Raw genomic sequence first — 23152 nt, 5'->3', positions numbered from 1 at the left:
GGCGGTTATCCGCTTGTACGGTGATCAGCTTAGAGGTTGCGCCGCAGGAACAGGGATCAGGCAATACCGCATGCGCTATGCTGAATCGTTTCACCTATTGAGACTGGCACGTTACTCGATAATGCGTGATCCTTGAAGCCCCCAATTGTCGGCAGCATCCGCGTTGAAACTCAGTGATATCGCCCGCCTGGCCGGTGTATCGGTCACCACCGCCAGCTATGTGATCAATGGCAAGGCCATCCAGCGCCGCATCAGCGCCGCCACGGTGGAACGCGTGCGCGCGGTGATCGAGGAACACGGCTACCACCCCGACCAGCAGGCGGCCAGCCTGCGCCGCGGGCAGACCCGCACCCTGGGCTTCGTCCTGCCGGACCTGGAAAACCCCAGCTACGCCAAGCTCGCCAAGCTGCTGGAACAAGGCGCCCGCGCGCGCGGCTACCAGTTGCTGATCGCCTGCTCGGACGACGAGCCGGACACCGAGCGCCAGGTGCTAAACCTGTTCCGCGCGCGACGCTGCGACGCACTGATCGTCGCCAGCTGCCTGCCCGCCAGCGACGACAGCCATGCGCGCCTGCAGGCCGCCGGCGTGCCGGTGGTCGCAGTGGACCGCCAGCTCGACCCGCAGCGGTTCTGCTCGGTGGTCAGCGATGACCGCGACGCCAGCCAGCGCCTGACCGCCAGCCTGCTGAACCCGGCGCCGCGGAACATCGCCCTGCTCGGCGCGCGGCCGGAACTGATCATTTCCCAGGAGCGCGCCGCCGGCTTCCGCAGCGCCCTGCGCGACTACAAGGGCCAGGTGCTGATCGAGCACGCCGAGACCTTCAGCCGAGCCTGTGGCCGCCGCCTGATGGAGGAACTGCTGGCCGGTCAGGGCCAGTTGCCCGAGGCGCTGATCACGACGTCCTACGTGCTGCTCGAAGGTGTGTTCGACGTGCTCCAGGCACTGCCCGCCGGCTGGCCGGCCAACCTGCGCATCGCCACCTTCGGCGACACTCAGTTGCTGGACTTCGTGCCGATCAAGGTCAACGCCATTTCCCAGCAGCACGCACTGATCGCCGAGCGCGCGCTGGACCTGGCGCTGAGCGCCATCGAAGAGAACAACTACACGCCCGGCGTGCATCCGATTCCGCGCAACCTGAAGCTGCGCACGGAGTAACCCCATGCGCCTGATCGATACCCACAACCACCTCGACTGCCCGGACTTCGCGCAGGACCGTGCTGCCGTGCTGCAACGCAGCCGCGAGTTGGGTGTGGAGCGTCAGGTGCTGCTGGGGGTCTTCCGCGAGAACTGGGAAGACGTCTGGGCGCTGGTGGAAAGCGAGCCGGATCTGTACGCCGCGCTTGGCCTGCATCCGATCTACCTGGCACGCCATCGCCCGGAACACCTGGCGGCGCTGCGCGAATGGCTCGAACGCCTGGCCGGTCACCCGAAGCTCTGTGCGGTAGGCGAGATCGGTCTGGATTACTACCTGGAAGACCTCGACCGCGATGACCAGCAGGCCATCTTCGAAGAGCAACTGCGCATCGCCATCGACTTCGAACTGCCGGTGTTGCTGCACGTGCGCCACGCCCACGCGGCGATGATCGCCACGCTCAAGCGCTACAAGCCCAAACGCCAGGGCATCGTCCACGCCTTCGCCGGCAGCCGCGAGGAAGCCCGCGAATACCTCAAGTTGGGCTTCCGCCTGGGCCTGGGCGGCGCGCCGACCTGGCCGCAGGCCAACCGCCTGCGCAAGGTGGTACCGGAGATTCCGCTGGAATCCATCGTGCTGGAAACCGACTCGCCGGACATGGCGCCGGCCATGTACCCCGGCGTGCGCAACAGCCCCGAGCACCTGCCGGAGATCTGCACGGCGTTGGCGGCATTGAAGGGCATCAGCCCGGAAGAACTGGCCAGCACCAGCACGCGCAACGCGATGGAACTGTTCGGCTGGAGGTAGTAGCGGACTCCGTCCGCGATCGGTTTCCGACCACTCCTGATCGCGGGTGAATCCGCTTGTACAAGATCAAGATCTCCTCTCCCTAACCCTGGCTACGCGCCCCGCTCCTCAAGCGGGAAAGGGGACCGTTCGGTGCAGGATGAAACTTCGGCGCCAGCCGGCACGACCTGCTCCCTCTCCCTTCGGAGCGGGGCGCGGAGCCAGGGTTGGGGAGACGGCAATCCATTGGCACGGCCCGCCAGAAGAGGACAGTTGCTCCTACAAGAGCCCCTCACCCTAGCCCTCTCCCGCAAGCGGGAGAGGGGACCGCTCGGTGCAGGATGAAATCATGGCTTCAGCCGGCAGGACGCGCTCCCTCTCCCTTCGGAGCGGGGGCGCGGAGCCAGGGTTGGGGAGAGGGCAAACCATTGGCACGGCCCGCCAGAAGAGGACAGTTGCTCCTACAAGAGCCCCTCACCCTAGCCCTCTCCCGCAAGCGGGAGAGGGACCGTTCGGTGCAGGATGAATTCATGGCTTCAGCCGGCACAATCGGCTCCCTCTCCCTGAGGGAGAGGGCTGGGGTGAGGGGGAAGCATCGGCACCAATATCTCGGCCGAAAACAACTGTCTCTGCAAAGTGAATTCACCGACAAACCGATGCCCGTGAGATGGGGTGCATCCGTGCGACCCACGGACATCGGTCTGCTGGCGAAACCCTGTGACGAGGCGAGCCATCGGGCCCGCCACGAATCCTTGAAAATCAGACGCGGAACGCGCCGATCAGCCGCTTCAGCTCCACCACCTGCCCGGCCAACTCGCGGCTGGCGCGCTCGGTCTCGCTGGCGCCTTCGGAGGTGCGCTCCCCGGCCTGGTTGATCTCGACGATGTTCTGGTCGATGTCATGGGCCACGGCGGTCTGCTGCTCGGCGGCGGCGGCAATCTGCTGGTTCTGGTCGACGATGGCGCCAACCGCCTGGAGGATGTTCTCCAGCGCTTGCTGCACCCGCGCCGACTGGCTGACGGTGCCGTCGGCGGTCTGGTGACTGCTGCCCATGGCCTTCACCGCCGCGCCCACGCCGTTCTGCAGGCGCGCGATCATCTGCTCGATTTCCTCGGTGGACTGCTGCGTGCGCTTGGCCAGGGTACGTACCTCGTCGGCGACCACCGCGAAGCCCCTGCCCTGCTCACCGGCACGGGCGGCCTCGATGGCGGCGTTGAGCGCCAGCAGGTTGGTCTGCTCGGCGATGCCCTTGATCACATCCAGCACTCGGCTGATCGAGGCGCTGTCGGCGGCCAATTGGTTGATCACTTCCACCGACTCGTCGATCTCGCCCGCCAGGCGCTGGATACTGCCCACCTGGGACTCCACGAGGGCGCGGCCGCTGGTGGTTTCCTGGTTGACGTTGTGCGCGCTGTTCACTGCCACGGCAGCGCTGCGGGCGACCTCCTGGGCGGTCGCGGCCATCTGGTTCATGGCCGTGGCGACCTGCTCGATCTGGTTGCGCTGGCCGGCCACCGCCTGGTTGCTCTCGGCGGACACCGACTCCACGCGCACGGTCTGCCGCTCCACTTCGGACACGGTGCGACCGACCTGTTCGATCAGGTCGTGGATCTTCGCCACGGTCTGGTTGAAGGCGTCGCCCAGCTCGCCCAGCTCATCGCGGCTCTGGGCCTGGAAGTTGACGGTCATGTCGCCGGCGGCGACGCGCTCCATCATCTTGCCCAGGCTCTTGAGCGTGGTGCGGGTGGAGACGTAGAAACCGCCGTAGAGGTAGACGATGGCGACGAACACCACGACCAGCGCCACGACCAGTAGGACCATCTGCCGTTGCTTGCTGGCCAGGCGCGCCTGCAACGAACCGTCGACGAATTGCAGCACGTGGCCGTCGAGGCGGTAGGTCTGCTCCATCGCCTTGCTGACCTGCTCGTAGAAGTCGAGCCAGGGCGTGTCGAGGGTATCGGCCATCACGACCTTGTCCTCGAACAGCTTGCCCATGCTCTTGATCGTCTCGCGGCTCGCCTGCGCATCGGCCGCCAGCGCAGTCTGCGCCGCCTGGCTCGCGCCCAGGGCATCCTGCAGCTTGAGACCGTATTCGGCGTGGAGCTTTTCCAGCTCCTGCAGCAGGTCATCGAGCTTGCTGCTGGTGGACGAGTTCAGGAAGCCCTGGCCCAGGGCGCTGGCGCCCATGGTGCGGCCCTGGCTGAGGGTCTCGGTGACTTGCGGGGTCCCGGAGGTGATCAGTTCGGCGAGCTGACGCAGGTCGCGCGCATCGTCCTGGCTGAGACCGGACTGGGACACCAGCAGCTTGTTGAAGACCTGCACCTCGCTGAGCAGGCGCGAGGCCATCGCCGACTTGCTCTGCAGCGAGCCTTCGGCGTCAACGCCCTTCAGGCTGGCCAGCAATTCGTCGCGCTTGGTATTGAACTCGGCGACCTGCTCGGCATCCTGGGTGACCGGTTGCAACGCGCCGATCTGCGCCTGCAGGTCCTTGTGCAATTGACCGATGCGCGAGTCGAGGCCGCCGCTCTTGCTGGACTGGCCGAGCACGCCATTGATCTGCAACAGGTCGTTGTAGGCTTCGAGGTTGCGGCGGATCTGCATGCCGTTGCCGATCATCTGGAGGCTTTCCAGTTCGGCGCGGGTGCTGACGAACTGCCCGTAGGAGTCGCGCACCAGGTAGAAGTTGGTTATCAGCATCGGCAGGAAGAACAGCACGCTGATCAGACTGAACTTCATACCGAAGCTCAGGCGATTCATCAGCGCGATGGCCGGATAGAGCACGGTCCTCACAAAGACGTCTCCTGTTCCCGTTATTGTTATGTCGCTTGTCGGGGAGTGTGCGGCGCGCCCCTGGACGGGTCGTCGCCGTGCGCTGGCTAGGCGACCGCTGGCATGCAGCGGTCGTCACCAAGCGCTCAGGCTTGATGTGTACCTGATATCGGCCGTGAGTTCTGTAACTTAAGGTTAAAATGCCATCATCGGACCGGCGGTCGCCGGCCCGGGATCGGCGTGTCAGAGCAGCAGCGCCCAGATCGCAAAGACTGCGTACCAGAGCACCGCCGAACGCACCAGCAGTTGCCAGAGCGCGTCCAGGCTGGCGACGCCCTTGGCACCCAGACCGCCTTCGTTGAAGTCTTCGGCCACGTAGCCGGCACGCGCCAGCAGACGAGCAGCGGGAACGTCCCAGGCCAACAGGTCGTGCAGCAGCATGCGCGTCACCGCAACGAAGTTGCCCACCAGGGCGAAACTCAGCACCAGCGCGCGTGCCGGCAGCCAGTCGAAGGCGTGGCGCAGTTGCGCGGCGCGCTCGCGCAGCACCGGTTGGCGGTCCTGCTCCGCGGCAATGGCCAGCAGCCGGTAAGCCAGCGCGGCCACCGGGCCGAGCAGCGCATACCAGAAGATCACCGCGAAGAATGCCTGGTAGGCCTGCCATACCAGTGTGCCCTGCACCACGGCGAGCAGGTCGTTGTCGCGATCGGCCTGCACCTGCACGCCCAGGTCACGTTCGGCGACATGGTAGGCACCCTGCGCATCCTCACGACGCCAGGCATCGCGGAACGGTCCGATAGCACGCAGCACATCGCCGCGTCCGAGGCTCCAGACCACCACCAGCAACTGCAGTGGCAGCGCCAGGAGCCCATAGGCGACGGGCTCCAGAATGGTCAGCAACAAGGCCAGCAACAGCAGCGGCGGCAACACCGCCACCAGCAGCCCCAGCCAGGGCTGCGCGGTCATGGACTTCACCCCGCCCACCGCGTCCAACCAGCCGAGCCACCAACCATCACGCTGCACCCGCGCGCGCCAGCCGGAAAACTTCTCGATCAGCAGGACCAGCAACAACACCAGGAAACTCATGTCGACTCCTTGTTCGCACCGATATCGGCGAGGAAGCGCGTCCAATCGAACGCCTCACCCGGGTCGGTCTTGCGCTCCGGCGCGATATCGCAATGGCCCTGGATACGCGCCGGCGTGATCGCCGGATAGACCTTGAGCAATTGCCGGGCGAGTTGCGCCAGCACCTCGTACTGGCGGTCGCAATAGGGTTCGGTATCCGTGCCTTCGAGCTCGATGCCGATGGAGAAATCGTTGCAGTTCTCGCGGCCATCGAAGCGCGACACGCCGGCATGCCATGCGCGGTGATTGCAGGAAACGAACTGGAACAGGGAACCGTCGCGCTCGATGAGGAAATGCGCGGACACCGTCATGCTGCAGATACTGGCGAAGTACGGATGCTCGTCGGCGTCGAGGCGGTTCTGGAAGAATTCCTGCACCTTGCAGGTACCGAACTGGCCAGGCGGCAGGCTGATGTTGTGGATCACCAGCAGGGACACCACCTCGCCATCGGGGCGGGCGTTGAAGTTCGGCGAGGGGCAGCGCTGGGCGTCGAGGCACCAGCCGGAATCGGGATCGATCTGCATGGAGACTCCTTGGCAGAGCCCCACTCTAAAGCAGCAGGCCGGGGAAATGAACTCGCTGGCGCGTGGCCAGCGGGATCAGGCGTTCTTCAGGCGGCGCAGGTTGCCAATCACCGACTCCAGCGCGCGATCGAACAGCAGCGCATCGTCGAGCAAGCGTACCGCATTGCGGCGGAACTCCACGGCCAGGCTCATGCGGGTCTTTTCCAGCACCTTCATGCCGGTGCGGTTGACGAAGATGTAGCGGCCGCTGGGACGGATAACCGCCGCCAGCTTGCAACGCAGCTTGTGCTCTTCGTCTTCCTGGATTTCCACCCAGCTACCGACGCGCAGCTCGTCGACCTTGCGCAGGGAATCGTCGTTCTCGGCGAAGGCTTCCTCGGGCTCCACGGCGCGGGCTTCTTCCGGCGAGGCCAGGACGATCTCCTCGACCACGGCGACCATTGCCGCTTGCGGAGTGGCCGGAGCGGCCAGCGGCTCATCGAGCAGCGGCAGGTCATCCTGCGGATCGAGCAGCGGCGCTTCCTCGACCTGCTTGTAACGCTGGAAGGCCTGCACATGGAGCCCTTCCAGGCGGCTGAAGAATTCGCCGGTGGAGAACGGATCGAACGCCGCGGAGGCCAGGCCTTCACGCAGCGACTTGAGCAGTTGCGGGACCATTTCCAGCAGACGCAGACGGGAGTCCGGGTCTTCGTGGGGCTCCACGCTCCAGATCAGGTCATCCATGGTCGCCAGAGCGGCGTCCCATTCGGTGGAGTGGGTACCATGCTTGAGACAGGTCAGCAGCAGCACCTTGCTCCAGGCTTCCTGCAGCAGGCGCACCACCACTTCAGGCAGCGTGCGGCCGAGCAGTCGCTCGTTGAGCACGCCCTCTACGTCCTGGCGGGCCAGCTCGGCGCGGGCGCGGCCTTCCTCGGCATCGCGGGTGCGCTGTTCGAGCAGGTCGCTGCGGCGGCGCTCGTCGCCGGTGAAGGCTATGAACTCGTCGAGCAGCTCGGAGAAGATCGCCGGATCGTCGACGAAGTCGTTCAGCAGACGCATCACCACCTGCTCGATCTTCTGATACAGGTGGTCGCGCTGACCGTCGGAGTGCTCGGCCCAGCCGAGGGCGGCGGTGGCGATCTCGTTCAGCAGCCGGCGCGCCGGATGGCTGCCACGGCTGAAGAAGGTCTTGTCGAGCACCGCCACCTTGAGCATCGGGATCTGCATGCGGCCGATCAGGGCCTTGAGCGAGTCCGGCAGGGTGCGGTCATCGAGGATGAATTCAAAGAGCATCGAAACGAGGTTGATGACGTCCTCATCGACCTGGCCAACCACGCGGGAACGGCCGCTCTTGCTGCTGACACGGGTCAGCAGGTGATCCAGGTGCTGGCGGACATCGATCTCATCGATGCTCTGCGCCGGCAGATGCGATTGCAGGTGCGACAGCAGGCGCATCAGGTCGTTGCTGGTGATCGGCACCGCATCGGCAGGCATCGGACGCAGCGGAGCCGCGCTACCGCGAACCTGGGATAGCAACTCCTGCAGCGCCGCGAACGCCGCCTGGCTGTCGGCATCCATGTACTGCTGCGCGGCACCCGGTTCGCCTGCCTGAGCGGCCCCCGAAGGCGCGGCGCCCTGGTTGGGCACGGTGCGCTGCGGAGGACGACGCAGGGGAACGGATTTCAGCTCAGGCAGCACGCCCAGGCTGATCAGTGTCTGGTTGGCTTCCGCATACAGGTGCTCGGCATCGGCCAGCACGTATTTCTCGAACAGCTTGAGGATGATCAGCTTAACCTTGATCTCCACACCCAGGCCGCGGCAGGCATCGAGGAAGGACTCGCAGAGCTGGCGCGGACCAAGCGGGTTGCTCTTGTCTTCGACCTTCTTGCTGACCAGGGTATTGAGGCGGGTGGTCAGGTGCGCGAGCGCCACACCGTCGCGGCTCATCACCTTGGCGACCATGGCGTCGAGGGCGACGGACTCTTCCAGCTCGTCGTTCTGCACCAGGGTGAGATTGTCGTAGGAAACGGCGTCAAGGGCGGTAGCCCTGCCGATCTCGTACTGAGTGAGGTTGGCGAAGTTCTCGAAGACTTTCTGCAGGAAGCCACGCTCGATACCCTTGCGCTTCAGGCGCAGGTCGCGCATGGCTTCGAAATAGGCGCTCTGCTCGGCATTGTTGCCGGCGCGGTCAGCCATCTCGAACAGGGTATCGTCGGCGTTATCGAACAACGCCTGCATTGCATGACGCAGTTGCGCGGCCACCTTGTCGCGCACGGCGACAAGCCCCGCCGGCAAACGCCCGGAGAACGAGGTCTGCGACTGTTCGCTGGCCGACTTGTTCAGCGGCACTACATTCGCGTCGTTCTGCATCGCAAGTCTCCTGCCGTCAGACCGATCTGGCGGCACCAGCAATCATCGAAGCGTCATCCGTAACGTCAATTTAGTGGCGTCAAAAAGCGGAAAGGTTCAACGTCATTATAGGGAAGCTTCTTACACAACCAAGAGACATTTCACGCATTCTTGAAGAAATTCACACTGTGATAGGCACCGTCCGTCAGACAAATCGCGCGAGGGCGCAAAAATCTTCTGTCGCTGCACGTCATACGCCGCCACCCGTATAATCCGCCGACTGCGAACAGGAGCCCTCCATGCCGAACCTCACCCTCGCCGAGCTTTCCGGGGAAATCCAGGCCAACGTCCGCGCCGCACTGGCCGAAGACGTCGGCAGCGGCGACATCACTGCCCAGCTGATCCCCGCCGAGCGCGACGCCAGCGCCCGCATCATCACCCGCGAGAACGCCACCATCGCCGGCAGCGCCTGGGTCGATGAAGTGTTCCGCCAGGTCGATCCGCGCGTGCAGGTGAAATGGCAAGTGAAGGACGGCGACCTGGTCAGCGCCGATCAAACCCTCTTCACCCTGGAAGGCCCGGCCCGCGCCCTGCTAACCGGCGAGCGCAGCGCACTGAACTTCCTTCAGCTGCTCTCCGGCACCGCCACCCGCGCGCGCCACTACGCCGACCTCGTCGAGGGCACCAACGTCAAGCTGCTCGATACCCGCAAGACCCTGCCTGGCCTGCGCCTGGCGCAGAAATACGCAGTCACCTGCGGCGGCTGCCATAACCACCGTATCGGCCTGTACGACGCCTTCCTGATCAAGGAAAACCACATCGCCGCCTGCGGCGGGATCGCCCAGGCCATCGACGCGGCCCACCGTATCGCCCCAGGCAAGCCCGTGGAGATCGAGGTGGAAGACCTCGATGAACTGGGCCAGGCCCTGGACGCTGGCGCGGACATCGTCATGCTCGATGAGCTGAGTCTGGACGATATGCGCACCGCCGTCAGCCTCACCGCAGGCCGCGCCAAGCTGGAAGCTTCCGGCGGCATCACCGAGACGTCCCTGCGCACCATCGCCGAGACCGGCGTGGACTACATCTCCATCGGCACCCTGACCAAGGACATCAAGGCGCTGGACCTCTCCATGCGCCTCAGCCTGTAATCCGCACTCCAGCCTGCCGACACCGTCACGCCCGCATCGATAGTGCCGATCTGGCCGCGTCTGACATACTCAGACGCGGCCAGATCGGCGAACCAGCGAAGGGAATACAGGCGCGACATGACGAAAAGGATTCTGCTGACCGGGGGCTGCGGCTACATCGGTTCCCACATCTGCCTGGAACTGATCGAACAGGGCTACCACCCGCTGGTGCTCGACAACCTGAGCAACAGTTCGCCCATCCCGCTGCGACGCATCGAACAGCTGACCGGCCAGAGCATCCCCTTCATCGAGGGCGACGTGCGCGACGAGGCCATCCTCGACCGCCTGTTCGCCGAGCACGACATCGACGCCACGATTCACCTGGCCGGCCTGAAGTCCGTGGCCGAATCGGTGGCCGATCCCATCGCCTACTACCAGACCAACTTCGCCGGCACCGTCACCCTCTGTCAGGTCATGCAGCGCCATGGCGTGAAGCGCTTCATCTATAGCTCTTCGGCGACGGTCTACGGCCTGGCGGCGGAAAGCCCGATCCGCGAGGACGCCCCCACCGGCCCGGCCAGCCCCTACGGCCAGTCCAAGCTGATGGCGGAGATTGCCCTGCGCGACATCGCCCACGCCGATCCCGAATGGACCATGGCCATCCTGCGTTACTTCAACCCTGTCGGCGCCCACGCCAGTGGCAGGATCGGCGAAGACCCCAACGGCGTCCCCAACAACCTGATGCCTTACGTCTCCCAGGTCGCCACCGGCAAGCAGCCGTTTATCCGCGTCTTCGGCAACGACTACCCAACGCCGGACGGCACCGGTGTGCGCGACTACCTGCACGTCTGTGACCTGGCCAACGCCCACCTCAGCGCCCTGCGCTGGCTGGACGGAGCCCGGGGAGCGAAGACCTTCAACCTCGGCACCGGTCGCGGCTACAGCGTGCTGGAAATCATCCACGCCTACGAGAAGGCGTGCGGCCGCGAACTGCCCTTCCAGTTCCTCCCGCGCCGCGACGGCGACATCGCCAGCTACCACGCCGACCCGGCGCTGGCCCGCGCGGAACTGCAGTGGTCCGCCGCCCGCGACATCGAAGACATGTGCCGCGACGCCTGGAACTGGCAGAACCAGAACCCCGCCGGCTACGCCTGAGGTTTCCGGCGACGGAAAAACAAAAAGCCCCGCTGGATGCGGGGCTTTTTGCTGAAGATGGTGCCGGTAAGAGGAATCGAACCCCCGACCTTCTCATTACGAATGAGCTGCTCTACCGACTGAGCTACACCGGCAAGTCGCGCGAAAGATAGCATTACGCAAGAAGCCCGTTCAATACTTCCGCAAGGTCACCTGAAGTCCTGATCAATCAATAACCTGCCCGGTGTCGGCCTGATATTTTGTGCGATGATCCGGCGCATTTCCGGGCGCATCCGGATAGGCTTCCATCCAGCAATTTCAAGAGTGTTTCTTCATGAAGCTTTCCGTCGTCGCCACGATGTATATGTCTGCGCCCCATTTACTGGAGTTTCACCACCGCGCCAGTGAAGCCGCGCGCAAACTGGTCGGCGATGACTATGAAATAGTACTGGTCAACGATGGTTCGCCTGACGACAGCTTGCAAATCGCACGGGAACTGGTCGCACGTGACGCACATGTCGTTGTCGTCGATCTCTCTCGAAACTTCGGCCACCACAAAGCGATGATGACCGGACTGGAGCATGCAAGGGGCGAACGAACCTTCCTGATCGATAGCGACCTTGAGGAATCGCCGGAGTGGCTCTCGACCTTCGCCGAGATCATGGCCGAGAAACAGTGCGATGTCGTTTACGGCGTACAGGAAACCCGGAAGGGGGGCTGGTTCGAACGCACGAGCGGACGTCTCTTCTACTGGCTGCTCAATCGGCTGAGTGGTGACGCGCTGCCGCAGAATGTCGTGACAGCACGACTGATGAGCCGCCGCTACGTCAATGCACTGCTGCAGCACAGGGAAAGAGAGGTGTTTATCGTCGGCCTCTGGCACCTCACCGGCTTCGACCAGGTGGCCGAGGTCGTCGGCAAGAAAAGCAGCAGCCAGACCAGTTATACGCTGAGGAAAAAGTTGTCCCTGATGGTGAATGCCATCACCTCATTCAGCAATGCCCCCCTGGTCTGGGTATTCAATATCGGCGCCATGATCTCCTCTGCCGCCCTGCTCTATACCCTCTATCTGATCGCCAACTGGTTGTTCTTCACAACACCGCTACTGGGCTGGACTTCGGTCATGGCATCCATCTGGCTGGTAGGTGGCATGATCATTTGCTTCATCGGCGTCGTCGGCATCTATCTTTCAAAGATATTCAGCGAAATCAAGCAGCGCCCCTACACCATCGTCAGGGACATCCATAGGCACGAGCCAGAATCCTGAGGAAATCCAGATGGCATTCTATTCAGATGAAGAACTGGCAAGCCTCGGCTTTAAACGCCTGGGCAAAAACGTTCGGATCAGCAAGCTTGCCAGCATTTACAACCATGACCAGATCGAGATTGGCGATCATTCCAGGATCGACGATTTCTGCGTTCTTTCGGGCAAGGTCAGTATCGGACGCAACGTGCACGTCGCCGTATTCTGCAATCTCGCCGGCGGAGAACAGGGAATAACCATGGAAGACTTCTCTGGCCTGGCATACGGCTGCAACGTTTTCACACAGAGCGATGATTATTCCGGCCGGACCCTGACCAACCCGACGGTGCCGGATCAGTACAAGAAGGAAATCAAGGCGGCAATCACGATCGGGCGCCACTCCATAGTCGGCACCCAGTCGATCATCTTCCCTGGCGTACACCTGGCCGAAGGCACCTCCGTAGGCGCCATGACCATGATGACGCGGAGCTCTGAAGCCTGGTCGGTCTACTTCGGCTGTCCGGGACGGAAGCTGAAGGATCGCAAGCGTGACCTTCTGGAACTGGAAGCCGCTTACTTGTCTTCGCCACTTGCCTGACGAGCGCGGTTAGTTCACCGAATGAGTATTTCCCGACAGTTCACGACATATTTGGCAGTTGGCCTGCTGACCAATCTGTCCGGCTACATTGCCTACCTGCTGATCACCTACTGGGGCGTCAGGCCTGAAATGGCGGTGACATTGATCTATGCCGTTTGCGCCACAGCAGCATTCATCGGAAACAGGAAATTCACCTTCCAGCATGAAGGCAGGCTGACCAGAGCGGGATACCGCTACGCTCTGGCTCAGCTGGGAGGTTACCTGCTGAACATCGCACTCATCGAAGTGCTCAGCAATCGACTGGGATTCGCACACCAACTGGTACAGGCCGGCAGCATTCCTGTCATCGCAGTATTTCTATTTCTGGTGTCGAAGTTCTACGTCTTCAACGAGAGGGTTAGCTAGTCTTCCTTGTGGGTATACAACCACCAGCCACCGCCTGACTGAACCAGCGACAAACCACAACGCGGGTCGTCGAAATACATAGCGCTCAGGTCGATCTCAGCCTTGACCAGTACATAGCCAAACTCCTTCACATAGGGAGCATCGCATCTGAACTGGTTGGGGAACCACTCGATGTTGGGAGGCGCCAGCGCACCTGCCGGCGGCGAGTACACCACTGGCAAGCCATAGAAGGACGCAAAGTTGAACTCCACGAATCCCTTCTTCTGCGCGCCATACCACTGTGCGAAATGCAAATAGGAGGGCGCGCTGTACCACAGTGTCTGAGGGTCGAATGCCAGGTACAGAACCCGTTGTCGCTCGGGGATGGCCTGAAGCACAGGCGTGAATCCAGCCGATTCACGATCGAACTGATAGGCCTTGGCACCTTGAATGGACACCACCAGCGCGATCAGCAGACCGGCTATCAGGCCGCCAAGTGAGCCACTGCGCGATCCGGACTCAGGGGCGGACGACTGCCTGGGCTCCAGCGCCAGCAAAAGCAGCGGAAGAATGAATATCGAGAACCGCTGATAGGTGAAGTACGTCCCCATGACCCGATTGGGCAACACAAAATAAGCCACTACGACAATCAGAACCGGCAGCAATCGCCATGGGCTCCTCGACAGCCTGGAGCCGCCCACGCCAAGGCAGATCAGAGCAACGATCGCGACACCCAGCATCTGCTCGGCACCGCCGAAGCTCAACCCAAGCAGGTCTCGCATCAATTGCCCGATGCGAATCCATCCCAAGTCCCAGAGGATAGGCTGCTTGGCCTGAGCCGGTCCTTGCGCCGCCCAGGTCAGCCAAGCAAGCGCTAGAACTCCCGACGGTACCACCACCAGCGCGGCGCGCAGCGCTCTGGAGCAGGTAAGCCAACGCACGCCATAGATGATCATGAACAGCCCATAGGCATAGGCGTGCAGGAAGAAAAGAAGAATGCTGTAGGCCGCAATGGCTGCCGCACCTTGCCGGGCGCCGCTCTCGAAATAGCGATCGATCGCGTCGACCCCTAGCACCAGCGCCGAACAGGCGACCATGAAGCTGACGAAGCCCCACTGGAAAGCGAAGCCATACAGACCGGGCACCACCAGCAATGCAAGCCAGGGAGAGAGCGCACGCCTGCGCAAGACCACCGCGACAGCGGCAGGAATGGACAACATCGAGACAGCAGCGACAACTTTCGCCGCCATAACGGATGACATGAACAGACTCAGTACGAACGCCGGCAGGTAGAAGCCGTAGTACGGCGTGAACCACTGGTTCTGCACCAACTTCTGCCAATCGGAAGTACCAAGAATCAGTTGCCGCGCTAGTTCCAGGTTGGCTGCATGCTGGGGAAGGTCCACCAGCGGAGGGAAATCAGGCAACCAGATCGGAACTGAAATCAGAAACGCTGCCGCCAGCGCCGCCAGCCAGCCAATAGCCAATCGCATCGAGAGTTATCCAGAAGGCAAGGTTCAGGCAGAGGGCCCATAGAAGTCATGGAGCACGCTCAGGACGCGATCCTGATCGGCCTCGGAAAGATCGAAATAGAACGGCAGCCGGATCAGCGTCTCGCTGACTTTCTCGGTTACCGGAAGGTCCCCCTCCCCCCAGCCAAGCTCCTGCCCCATCGGTGAAGTATGCAGTGGCACGTAGTGGAATACCGCATGGATGTCGGAGTTTCTGAACGCTTGCAACAACGCGCTGCGGGTCTCCACATCGCGAGTGCGGATGTGGAACATGTGGAAGTTGGAATCGCACTCAGCGGGGACATGAGGTAGTTCGAGGCACTCGCGTCGCGCCAGATCGATCAGGTGCTCTGCGTAACGATCGTAGATAGCCTTTCTCCGCCCGGTAATCTCTTCGTGGCGCTCCAACTGAGCGAAGAGATAGGCGGCCAGGATGTCGGAACTCAACGCTGAACTGCCATGATCGACCCAGGTGTACTTGTCCACTTCGCCGCGGAAGAACTTGGATCGATTGGTGCCTTTCTCCCGCAGGATTTCCGCGCGCTCAACGTAGGCGGGATCGTTGACTATCAGCGCACCACCTTCCCCGCAGATGAAGTTCTTCGTCTCGTGGAAGCTGTAGGCCCCCAGAACTCCCAAACCGCCCAGGTAGCGGCCTTTGTAACGGGAGCTAACAGCCTGGGCCGCGTCCTCGACCAGGGGAATATCATGCCGTCGAGCGATATCGAGCAGTGTATCCATTTCGCAGGCCACACCGGCGTAGTGCACCACGCAGATGGCTCTCGTACGCGGCGTGATCGCCGCTTCGACTTTGGTCTCGTCGATATTCAGAGTATCGGGACGGATATCGACGAAAACCGGCTTGGCGCCGCGCAAAACGAAGGCGTTAGCGGTGGAAACGAAGGTATAGGACGGAAGTATGACTTCGTCCCCCGGCTGGATATTCAGCAACAGCGCCGAAAGCTCGAGAGCCGTGGTGCAGGAAGTGGTCAACAGCGCGGTACGAAGTTGAAAACTGTCCTGCAGGAATTCCCGGCACTGGCGAGTGAATGGACCATCCCCCGCGGCATGCTGATTGTTCATGATGCTTTGCGCGATGTAATACAACTCGCGACCGACGATGGCGGGCTTGTTGAAGGGAACAAGGTTCTTCATGCTGCAATCTCCATACATTCCACCCACTAGGACCCTTCACGGGAAGAAAGTACTTTCTCTTTCTCTCTGCAGACCAGTTGATCAGAGCGCGTTGTGCAAAAACGCTTTATAAAATCGGCACGCACAGCATATGCAGAATCCCCCACTGGCTTGGAGAACCTCTCTATAGACTCTGCAAAAAGGCGATTCCCCTGTTCTATATCGTTCTGTGCATAGGCACCAAAGGCACGATACATCGGTATTACCGCATAGCTTGAATCATAGAAGTTCATCACATCCAAACTTCTATTCAGCTCTTCATAATCCCCAAGATACAAGTACGCCTCAGCTTTTGCGCCATAAACGAAGCGTATATACCAAGTACCTGAGTATCCATTCAGAACAATTTTTGTCTTATTTATGTCGATCCCTTTCTCAAGAATTTCCTTATGCGGCTGGTACTCTCCAACAAGGCCCGCATCCAACATCGCCAGCCCCTCCGCATACTTTTGCTGGCGTATCAATAACTGCCCCTTCAGCCCCTTCATCCTGCTCGACAGCCCGGCAGGCGTCTTTTCAAATTCGGACAACAGCCGCTCGGCCTCATCTTCACGCTGATAGAACAGCAGGGATGCAACGTAATTGAAGCGGACGTAGTCGGACTCCGGCACCTTCTCGAATGCCCATGCCCATAGAGACTGCTCACTTCCCCAAAGCGGAGTATTCAGGCGAATATTCAACGCGCCAAGAGCAAGCCATACGAGGACCAATGCACCGCCAAGCCACGGCAGTAATCGACGCATAGCCTCAGATAGCGCGCTTGTTGGAATTGACACCTGCGCCAACGCCAATGCAAGGAACGCAACTGGCAATGTGAGGAAGCGCTCCTGACCAATGTTTCCGCTGATCAGCAAAGGAGCAATATTCAAAACAGGGAGCAGTGCTAACAAGCCACACAGCAGAAGAAGCCCAACCCTTTTCCCTCGAACTGCTAACAGCAGCAATACGCTAATGAATGCCAGTACAATGGATACGCCAGTCAACTTCTGATTCGCGGTCATCGCTGCCGCATCAAATGGGTGAATAGGGCTCAGATCGGCGAAAGGCCAAACAGCCATATGGAGATAAAACCAGAGGGTTTGACCGACGAATGCAATGCGAGCAATAAAATCCTGCCCCAGAGAGTCGTCATTCTTGAACAAACCACCAAAGAGCGAAAAGCGTAGCGCAACATACGCAGTGCCAGCGATCAAAATGAACACGTACAAGCGCCGATTTTCAGCGCTCAGGATTGAACTGACTCGAGCCCTGAGCCCCGCCGGAGGCCGCTTATCGAGCCACAACCACAATACAATTAACGCGGGAAACGTAATCGCCATCTCCTTTGAACCGATGGCGAATAGAAAACAGCTAGTGACCAGCAGATCTCGAGTCAAGCCCCGCGCGCAGGAAAGGCTCAACAAGCCTAATAGTGCAAAGGCTGTGACTAGAAGGTCGAAACGCCCAGATACCCATGCTGCCGACTCGAGAAGTACCGGATTGCATCCATAAATGAGTACGGCGAATGCAGCCCGAAGCATTCGCTCCCGCTCCCTCCTCCCGCGCGAAAGATGCCACGCGAGAAATCCGATCGTGGTGCAATTGACTAGCAGAATGAAGTAGTTAAACGCATGAGAGATGTCAGGACGCACACCAAACAGCTTGAACTCGGCGATGAACGTTAGCAGCACCACCGGCCGGAAGTACGTTGTGCCTGGCAGCAATTGAGTACTAAGTGAAACCCAGATGTCGTCGGGATTACGCAGCAACGGGCTATCTAGAAATAGAGTCGTATCATCCCAGACGTACCCCAGAGAGTTGACCGGCCAATAAAGTAGCGCCAAGCCCAACAGAGCAAGGCAGGGTACCGTCCACCACCAATGATTCCGCATTTGCTGCCAATCCTTACAGAGACAGAAAAGCCCTCCTAAGAGGGCCTTTCATTACCACCAGACGCCGTTATGCCAAAGAGCAATCAGCGGCATTCAGCAGGAACATACTTCGCATCGGTAGAAGTGGTGCACTTCCAGGTGATAGCACCGGTCGGAACGGCACCGGCGCTCAGTGCGGAGCCACCCGAAGACGGAGTCAGTTTGAGGTTCACGCTACCAGCGGCAGCTTGGTACACGACGGAGATTTCGCCAGTGCCGCCGTTAACCGAAACGCTGGATACGTTCTTGGTGGCAGTTGGAGCAGTCCAGCCAGCGCTCAGCGGAGAAGTACCGTTTGCAGCGTTTTCTGCTACAGCGGTCTTAGCAGCAGAAGCCAGAACCAGACCTTCACTCACACGCGCACGCACGGTGTAGTCCTGATAGGCCGGCAGAGCGATGGCGGCCAGAATGCCGATGATCGCAACAACGATCATCAATTCGATCAGAGTAAAGCCTTTTTGAGCTTTCATATTTCTCTCCAGGTTTTTAGACGAGGTCGTAGGACCTGCCTTCGGAAAAGCAGCTTCCGTGCCAATATCGAGCACCTGAATTTCAGGCATCAGGAGAGAATTTGCCTACAAAGTAAAACGAATTTACGCAGGAAGTGACGCTTTTCGTCAGTTTTATTCAGCACATTTGGCACTCAGGACCATCTACGATATAAGGCACCGAACATCTTTTCTGGCCATCCTCCAATGAACGATCAAGTCGTGCTGTCAGGCCTCGCCCGCCAGCTGGTGCACTCCGAGCTTCTCGATGAGAAAAGCGCGCAGCAAGCTCAGCTCCAGGCACAGCGAAATAAGCTGTCGCTGGTGACTTACCTCGTACAAAACAAGCTGGTCAAAAGCAGACCACTGACCGAACTGGCCGCAGAGCAGTTCGGCGTGGCTTTCTGCGACCTCAGCAGCCTTGATCGAGAGAGCCTCCCGAAGGAACTGGTGAGTGAGAAGCTAATCCGCCAACACCGGGTGCTCCCGCTGTGGCGTCGCGGCAACAAGCTATTTGTCGGCCTCTCGGACCCGACCAACCACCAAGCCATCACGGACGTCCAGTTCAGTACAGGCCTCACCACGGAAGCCATCCTGGTGGAGGATGACAAGCTCGGTGAGGCTATCGAAAAGCTATTCGAAAGCGTCACTGGCGGGCTGGACGATCTGGGCGATGTCGATCTCGACGGACTAGACATCGAGAGTGGCAACACCGAGCACAAGGATGAGCCCATTGGGGGCGACGCAGATGACGCGCCAGTGGTGCGCTTCGTCAACAAGATGCTTCTGGATGCCATCAAGGGCGGCTCTTCCGACCTGCACTTCGAGCCCTACGAGAAAGTCTACCGCGTGCGCTTCCGCACCGACGGCATGCTGCACGAGACGGCCAAGCCCCCAATCCAATTGGCCAGTCGTATCTCCGCGCGCCTGAAGGTAATGGCCGGCCTGGATATCTCTGAGCGACGCAAGCCTCAGGACGGCCGCATTAAGATGCGAGTATCGAAGAGCAAATCCATCGACTTCCGCGTCAACACCCTGCCAACCCTGTGGGGCGAGAAGATCGTCATGCGGATTCTCGACTCCGCGAGCGCCCAGATGGGTATCGACGCCCTGGGCTACGAGGATGCTCAGAAGCAGCTCTACATGGATGCGCTCAAGCAACCGCAAGGCATGATTCTGGTGACAGGCCCGACCGGATCGGGAAAGACCGTCTCGCTCTACACCGGCCTGAATATCCTCAACACCCCGGACATCAATATTTCCACTGCAGAAGACCCGGTGGAGATCAACCTCGAAGGTATCAACCAGGTCAACGTCAACCCCCGCCAAGGGATGGACTTCGCCCAAGCGCTCCGGGCATTCCTGCGCCAAGATCCCGACGTGATCATGGTCGGCGAGATCCGTGACCTGGAAACGGCGGAAATCGCCATCAAAGCCGCTCAAACCGGCCACATGGTAATGTCTACACTGCACACCAACAGTGCCGCCGAGACACTGACGCGCTTGCTTAACATGGGTGTCGCATCCTTCAACCTGGCGACCTCCACCAACCTGATCATTGCCCAGCGACTCGCTCGTAAACTCTGCCCGACCTGCAAAAAAGAACACGACGTGCCTCGAGATGCTCTGCTGCATGAAGGCTTCCCGGAGGACAAGATCGGGTCCTTCAAACTGTACTCCCCCGTCGGGTGTGAAAATTGCAAGGGCGGTTATAAAGGTCGAGTCGGTATTTATGAAGTGGTTAAAATCACGCCAGCCTTGCAGCGGATTATCATGGAGGAAGGTAACTCCATTCAGATCGCCGAACAGGCCCGGAAAGAAGGCTTCAACGATCTGCGCGCCTCAGGGCTGGTGAAAGCCATGCAAGGCATCACCAGCCTCGAGGAAGTCAACCGCGTGACCAAGGATTAATTCATGGCGGAAAAAGCATTGAAGACCAGTGTCTTTACCTGGGAGGGCACTGATCGAAAGGGCGGGAAGGTCAAGGGGGAGCTTGCCGGGGCCAATACCGCTCTCGTGAAAGCCCAGTTGCGCAAACAGGGAATCAACCCCCTCAAAGTGCGCAAGAAGGGTATTTCGCTGCTTGGCCAGGGCAAGAAAATCAAGCCCATGGACATCGCCCTGTTCACGCGCCAGATGGCGACAATGATGGGTTCGGGCGTTCCCCTGCTGCAGTCTTTTGACATCATCGGCGAGGGATTCGATAACCCCAACATGCGCAAGCTGGTCGACGAGATCAAACAGGAAGTTGCCTCCGGCAACAGTCTCGCCAATTCGCTGCGCAAGAAACCGATGTATTTCGACGATCTCTACTGCAACCTGGTCGATGCAGGGGAACAGTCGGGCGCGCTGGAAACGTTGCTGGACCGCGTTGCCACCTACAAGGAAAAAACCGAGTCACTCAAGGCCAAGATCAAGAAGGCCATGACATACCCCATTGCGGTGGTAGTCGTCGCGGTCATCGTTTCGTCCATTCTGCTGATCAAGGTTGTCCCGCAGTTCCAGTCCGTATTCTCGAGCTTCGGTGCCGAACTGCCAGCTTTCACGCAGATGGTCATCGCTCTATCTGAAGTTCTGCAAGAGTGGTGGTTCATCTTCCTGATAGGAATATTCGTCATTGCGTTCGCTCTGCGAGAACTCCACCGTCGCTCGGAAAAATTCAGGGACGGGACAGACCGTACTATTCTTAAGCTGCCTATCGTCGGCGGTATCCTCTACAAGTCGGCGGTAGCACGTTATGCACGTACCTTGTCGACAACCTTCGCCGCGGGTGTGCCCTTGGTGGAAGCCTTGGACTCTGTATCTGGCGCAACTGGCAACGTTGTATTCCGTACAGCAGTCAATCGCATCAAGCAGGACGTCTCCTCCGGCACCCAACTCAACTTCTCCATGCGGACTACCGGCGTCTTCCCCAGCATGGCCATCCAGATGGCAGCCATCGGAGAAGAATCCGGTTCTCTGGACTCGATGCTCGATAAGGTCGCCAGCTATTACGAGGAAGAGGTCGACAACGCCGTCGACAACCTGACCACACTTATGGAACCCATGATCATGGCTGTTCTCGGGGTCCTCGTCGGCGGCCTGATCATTGCCATGTACCTGCCGATCTTCCAGTTGGGCTCTGTCGTATAACCCATGCCTGTCGTCGACTTCCTGGCCAGCACCCCGCTGGCCTTTGTTTTGTGCGTAACGCTGCTCGGCCTGCTGGTCGGCAGCTTCCTCAATGTGGTGATCCATCGGCTTCCGAAGATGATGGAGCTCAGTTGGCAGCGTGAAGCGCGCGAGGCGCTGAACTTGCCGGACGAAGAGCCGAAGGGTACCTACAACCTCATTCTCCCTAACTCCCAGTGCCCGCACTGCGCTCACGAGATCAAGCCCTGGGAGAACATCCCGGTGGTCAGTTGGCTGGCGCTGGGCGGCAAGTGTTCGTCCTGCAAGGCGCCGATCAGCAAGCGCTATCCATTGGTGGAGCTGGCTTGCGGTGTCCTGTCAGCCTTCATCGCCTGGCACTACGGCTTCGGCTGGCAGGCCGGGGCGATGCTGGTGCTGACCTGGGGCTTGCTGGCGATGAGCATGATCGACGTCGATCACCAGTTGCTACCGGACGCCCTGGTGCTGCCGCTGCTCTGGCTGGGACTGATCGTCAACTACTTCGGCCTGTTCGCCAGTCTGGGCGATGCGCTCTGGGGCGCGGTATTCGGCTACCTGAGCCTGTGGTCGGTGTACTGGCTGTTCAAGCTGATCACTGGCAAGGAGGGCATGGGTTACGGCGACTTCAAGCTGCTGGCCATGCTCGGCGCCTGGGGTGGCTGGCAGGTATTGCCGCTGACCATCCTGCTGTCGTCGCTGGTCGGTGCGGTGCTGGGCATTATTACCCTGCGCCTGCGCAACGCCGAGACCAGTACGCCGATCCCCTTCGGTCCCTATCTGGCCATTGCCGGCTGGATTGCGCTGCTCTGGGGTGATCAAATAACCGCGACCTATCTGCAGTTCGCCGGTTTCCGCTAGCCCTCTCCCGCGCCGAGTCCCGTCGGCGCATCTGGACGGCCACCGGGCCGGCTGAAAGGAGAACGATGAAACCCTGGATCCTGGGCCTCACCGGCGGCATCGGCAGCGGCAAGAGTGCCGCCGCCGAGCATTTTGCCTCGCTGGGCATACACATGGTCGACGCCGACCACGCCGCGCGCTGGGTAGTCGAACCCGGCCGCCCTGCCCTGGCGAAGATCGTCGAGCGCTTCGGCGAAACCATGCTGCTGCCGGACGGCCAGCTCAACCGCGCCGCCCTGCGCGAGCGCATCTTCAAGGCGGAGGACGAACGCCGCTGGCTGGAACAATTGCTGCACCCGCTGATCGGCCAGGAGATCGCCAGCAACCTGGCGCAGGCGCAGTCGCCCTACGCCATCCTGGTTTCACCGCTACTGGTAGAGTCCGGGCAGCACCGCATGACCCAGCGCGTGCTGGTGGTGGACACCCCCGAACACCTGCAACTGGAGCGCACGATGCAGCGCGACAAGGTGTCCGAAGAACAGGTCCGCGCGATCCTCAAGGCCCAGGCCTTGCGCGATGACCGACTCAAGCACGCGGACGACGTGCTGCTCAACGATGGAGACCTTTCCCACCTGCACCAGCAGGTCGAGCGTCTGCATCAGTTCTATCTAGGCCTGCGTGGAGGACAACCATGAGCCAACCCCTGACCGTGGAATGCCCCACCTGCGGCGCCCCTGTTGAATGGAGCGCCAAGAACGAATTCCGCCCCTTCTGCTCGCACCGTTGCAAGCTGATCGACCTTGGCGCCTGGGCGGCGGAAGAACACGCCATTCCCAGCGATAACCAGGAAGACGAGCTGTTCTCCGGCGATCTGGAAAAGCCACGCGGACATTGATCCGTGAAAAAGCCGC

20 protein-coding genes and 1 tRNA gene are annotated in these 23152 nt (G+C 60.7%); 12 read left to right on the top strand and 9 right to left on the bottom strand.

Features of this window, described 5'->3' with window-relative positions; translation table 11 throughout:
• Window positions 1-163 precede the first annotated feature (163 nt).
• Both cra and JVX91_RS10375 read left to right on the top strand, forming a co-directional pair.
• A complete protein-coding gene (gene cra, locus JVX91_RS10380; RefSeq protein ID WP_205339144.1) occupies window positions 164-1156 on the top strand; it encodes a catabolite repressor/activator in 993 nt (330 codons plus the stop codon).
• A gap of 4 nt (window positions 1157-1160) precedes the next feature.
• Window positions 1161-1940: a TatD family hydrolase gene (locus tag JVX91_RS10375; protein ID WP_205339143.1), complete on the top strand. Its 780-nt coding sequence runs from the start codon at window positions 1161-1163 to the stop codon at window positions 1938-1940.
• Between the two features lie 738 nt (window positions 1941-2678).
• On the opposite strand, the gene JVX91_RS10370 is transcribed toward JVX91_RS10375, so the two are convergent.
• The 4 genes from JVX91_RS10370 to JVX91_RS10355 all read right to left on the bottom strand — a co-directional run bounded on the left by JVX91_RS10370 (window position 2679) and on the right by JVX91_RS10355 (window position 8686).
• The gene (locus JVX91_RS10370) at window positions 2679-4709 is read right to left on the bottom strand and encodes a methyl-accepting chemotaxis protein (protein WP_205339142.1); all 2031 of its coding nucleotides are present in this window, start codon (window positions 4707-4709) and stop codon (window positions 2679-2681) included.
• A 222-nt stretch (window positions 4710-4931) separates the two neighbouring features.
• Entirely contained in the window at window positions 4932-5774 is an 843-nt protein-coding gene (gene ampE / locus JVX91_RS10365; protein WP_205339141.1) for a regulatory signaling modulator protein AmpE, read from the bottom strand.
• Window positions 5771-6337, bottom strand: a complete 567-nt coding sequence (ampD, locus tag JVX91_RS10360; RefSeq protein WP_205339140.1) for a 1,6-anhydro-N-acetylmuramyl-L-alanine amidase AmpD — start codon at window positions 6335-6337, stop codon at window positions 5771-5773. Before ampD ends, ampE begins: the two co-directional genes overlap by 4 nt.
• A gap of 75 nt (window positions 6338-6412) precedes the next feature.
• Entirely contained in the window at window positions 6413-8686 is a 2274-nt protein-coding gene (locus JVX91_RS10355; protein WP_205339139.1) for a DUF1631 domain-containing protein, read from the bottom strand.
• Between the two features lie 278 nt (window positions 8687-8964).
• Here JVX91_RS10355 and nadC point away from each other — a divergent pair, with 278 nt between their 5' ends.
• Together nadC and galE are read left to right on the top strand one after the other, a co-directional pair.
• On the top strand, window positions 8965-9813 hold the full coding sequence (nadC, locus tag JVX91_RS10350) for a carboxylating nicotinate-nucleotide diphosphorylase (protein WP_205339138.1): 849 nt from the start codon (window positions 8965-8967) through the stop codon (window positions 9811-9813).
• Window positions 9814-9930: 117 nt separating this feature from the next.
• A complete protein-coding gene (gene galE, locus JVX91_RS10345) occupies window positions 9931-10947 on the top strand; it encodes a UDP-glucose 4-epimerase GalE (protein ID WP_205339137.1) in 1017 nt (338 codons plus the stop codon).
• A 58-nt stretch (window positions 10948-11005) separates the two neighbouring features.
• Here galE and JVX91_RS10340 read toward each other — a convergent pair.
• Window positions 11006-11081, bottom strand: a tRNA-Thr gene (locus tag JVX91_RS10340).
• 179 nt (window positions 11082-11260) lie between these two features.
• On the opposite strand from JVX91_RS10340, the gene JVX91_RS10335 reads away from it, so the two are divergent.
• From JVX91_RS10335 to JVX91_RS10325, 3 genes are read left to right on the top strand one after another with little or no spacing between them, the layout of a single operon-like run.
• Window positions 11261-12193: a glycosyltransferase family 2 protein gene (locus tag JVX91_RS10335; RefSeq protein WP_205339136.1), complete on the top strand. Its 933-nt coding sequence runs from the start codon at window positions 11261-11263 to the stop codon at window positions 12191-12193.
• Between the two features lie 10 nt (window positions 12194-12203).
• Window positions 12204-12767, top strand: coding sequence for an acyltransferase (locus tag JVX91_RS10330; protein ID WP_205339135.1), 564 nt, complete (start codon window positions 12204-12206; stop codon window positions 12765-12767).
• A 21-nt stretch (window positions 12768-12788) separates the two neighbouring features.
• Window positions 12789-13172: a GtrA family protein gene (locus tag JVX91_RS10325; RefSeq protein ID WP_205339134.1), complete on the top strand. Its 384-nt coding sequence runs from the start codon at window positions 12789-12791 to the stop codon at window positions 13170-13172.
• Here the strand turns inward: JVX91_RS10325 and JVX91_RS10320 are convergent.
• From JVX91_RS10320 to JVX91_RS10305, 4 genes are all read right to left on the bottom strand, one after another.
• Window positions 13169-14644, bottom strand: a complete 1476-nt coding sequence (locus tag JVX91_RS10320) for a hypothetical protein (RefSeq protein ID WP_205339133.1) — start codon at window positions 14642-14644, stop codon at window positions 13169-13171. The genes JVX91_RS10325 and JVX91_RS10320 overlap by 4 nt on opposite strands.
• A 24-nt stretch (window positions 14645-14668) precedes the next feature.
• Window positions 14669-15817: a dTDP-4-amino-4,6-dideoxygalactose transaminase gene (gene rffA / locus JVX91_RS10315; protein WP_205339132.1), complete on the bottom strand. Its 1149-nt coding sequence runs from the start codon at window positions 15815-15817 to the stop codon at window positions 14669-14671.
• 26 nt (window positions 15818-15843) lie between these two features.
• Window positions 15844-17604 carry a hypothetical protein gene (locus JVX91_RS10310; RefSeq protein ID WP_205339131.1) on the bottom strand — a complete coding sequence of 587 codons (1761 nt, stop codon included), beginning with the start codon at window positions 17602-17604 and terminating at the stop codon, window positions 15844-15846.
• A gap of 206 nt (window positions 17605-17810) precedes the next feature.
• Window positions 17811-18236: a pilin gene (locus JVX91_RS10305; protein ID WP_205339978.1), complete on the bottom strand. Its 426-nt coding sequence runs from the start codon at window positions 18234-18236 to the stop codon at window positions 17811-17813.
• Window positions 18237-18461: 225 nt separating this feature from the next.
• Between JVX91_RS10305 and pilB the strand changes: the two genes are divergently transcribed.
• The 5 genes from pilB (at window position 18462) to yacG (ending at window position 23136) form a co-directional block, all read left to right on the top strand.
• A complete protein-coding gene (pilB, locus tag JVX91_RS10300) occupies window positions 18462-20165 on the top strand; it encodes a type IV-A pilus assembly ATPase PilB (protein ID WP_205339130.1) in 1704 nt (567 codons plus the stop codon).
• 3 nt (window positions 20166-20168) lie between these two features.
• The gene (locus tag JVX91_RS10295) at window positions 20169-21386 is read left to right on the top strand and encodes a type II secretion system F family protein (RefSeq protein ID WP_205339129.1); all 1218 of its coding nucleotides are present in this window, start codon (window positions 20169-20171) and stop codon (window positions 21384-21386) included.
• A gap of 3 nt (window positions 21387-21389) precedes the next feature.
• Window positions 21390-22262, top strand: coding sequence for an A24 family peptidase (locus tag JVX91_RS10290; protein ID WP_205339128.1), 873 nt, complete (start codon window positions 21390-21392; stop codon window positions 22260-22262).
• Between the two features lie 65 nt (window positions 22263-22327).
• Complete coding sequence (gene coaE / locus JVX91_RS10285; protein ID WP_205339127.1) at window positions 22328-22936, top strand: dephospho-CoA kinase; 609 nt, start codon at window positions 22328-22330, stop codon at window positions 22934-22936.
• Window positions 22933-23136 (top strand): DNA gyrase inhibitor YacG, encoded by a 204-nt coding sequence (gene yacG / locus JVX91_RS10280; protein ID WP_205339126.1) that lies wholly within the window; start codon window positions 22933-22935, stop codon window positions 23134-23136. The genes coaE and yacG overlap by 4 nt, the downstream gene beginning before the upstream one ends.
• Window positions 23137-23152: the final 16 nt, after the last annotated feature.

Source organism: Pseudomonas sp. PDNC002 (genome assembly GCF_016919445.1).
Lineage (GTDB): Bacteria > Pseudomonadota > Gammaproteobacteria > Pseudomonadales > Pseudomonadaceae > Pseudomonas.
The sequence above is the reverse complement of the archived record's forward strand: the minus strand, read 5'-3'. Positions and strand labels throughout refer to the sequence as shown.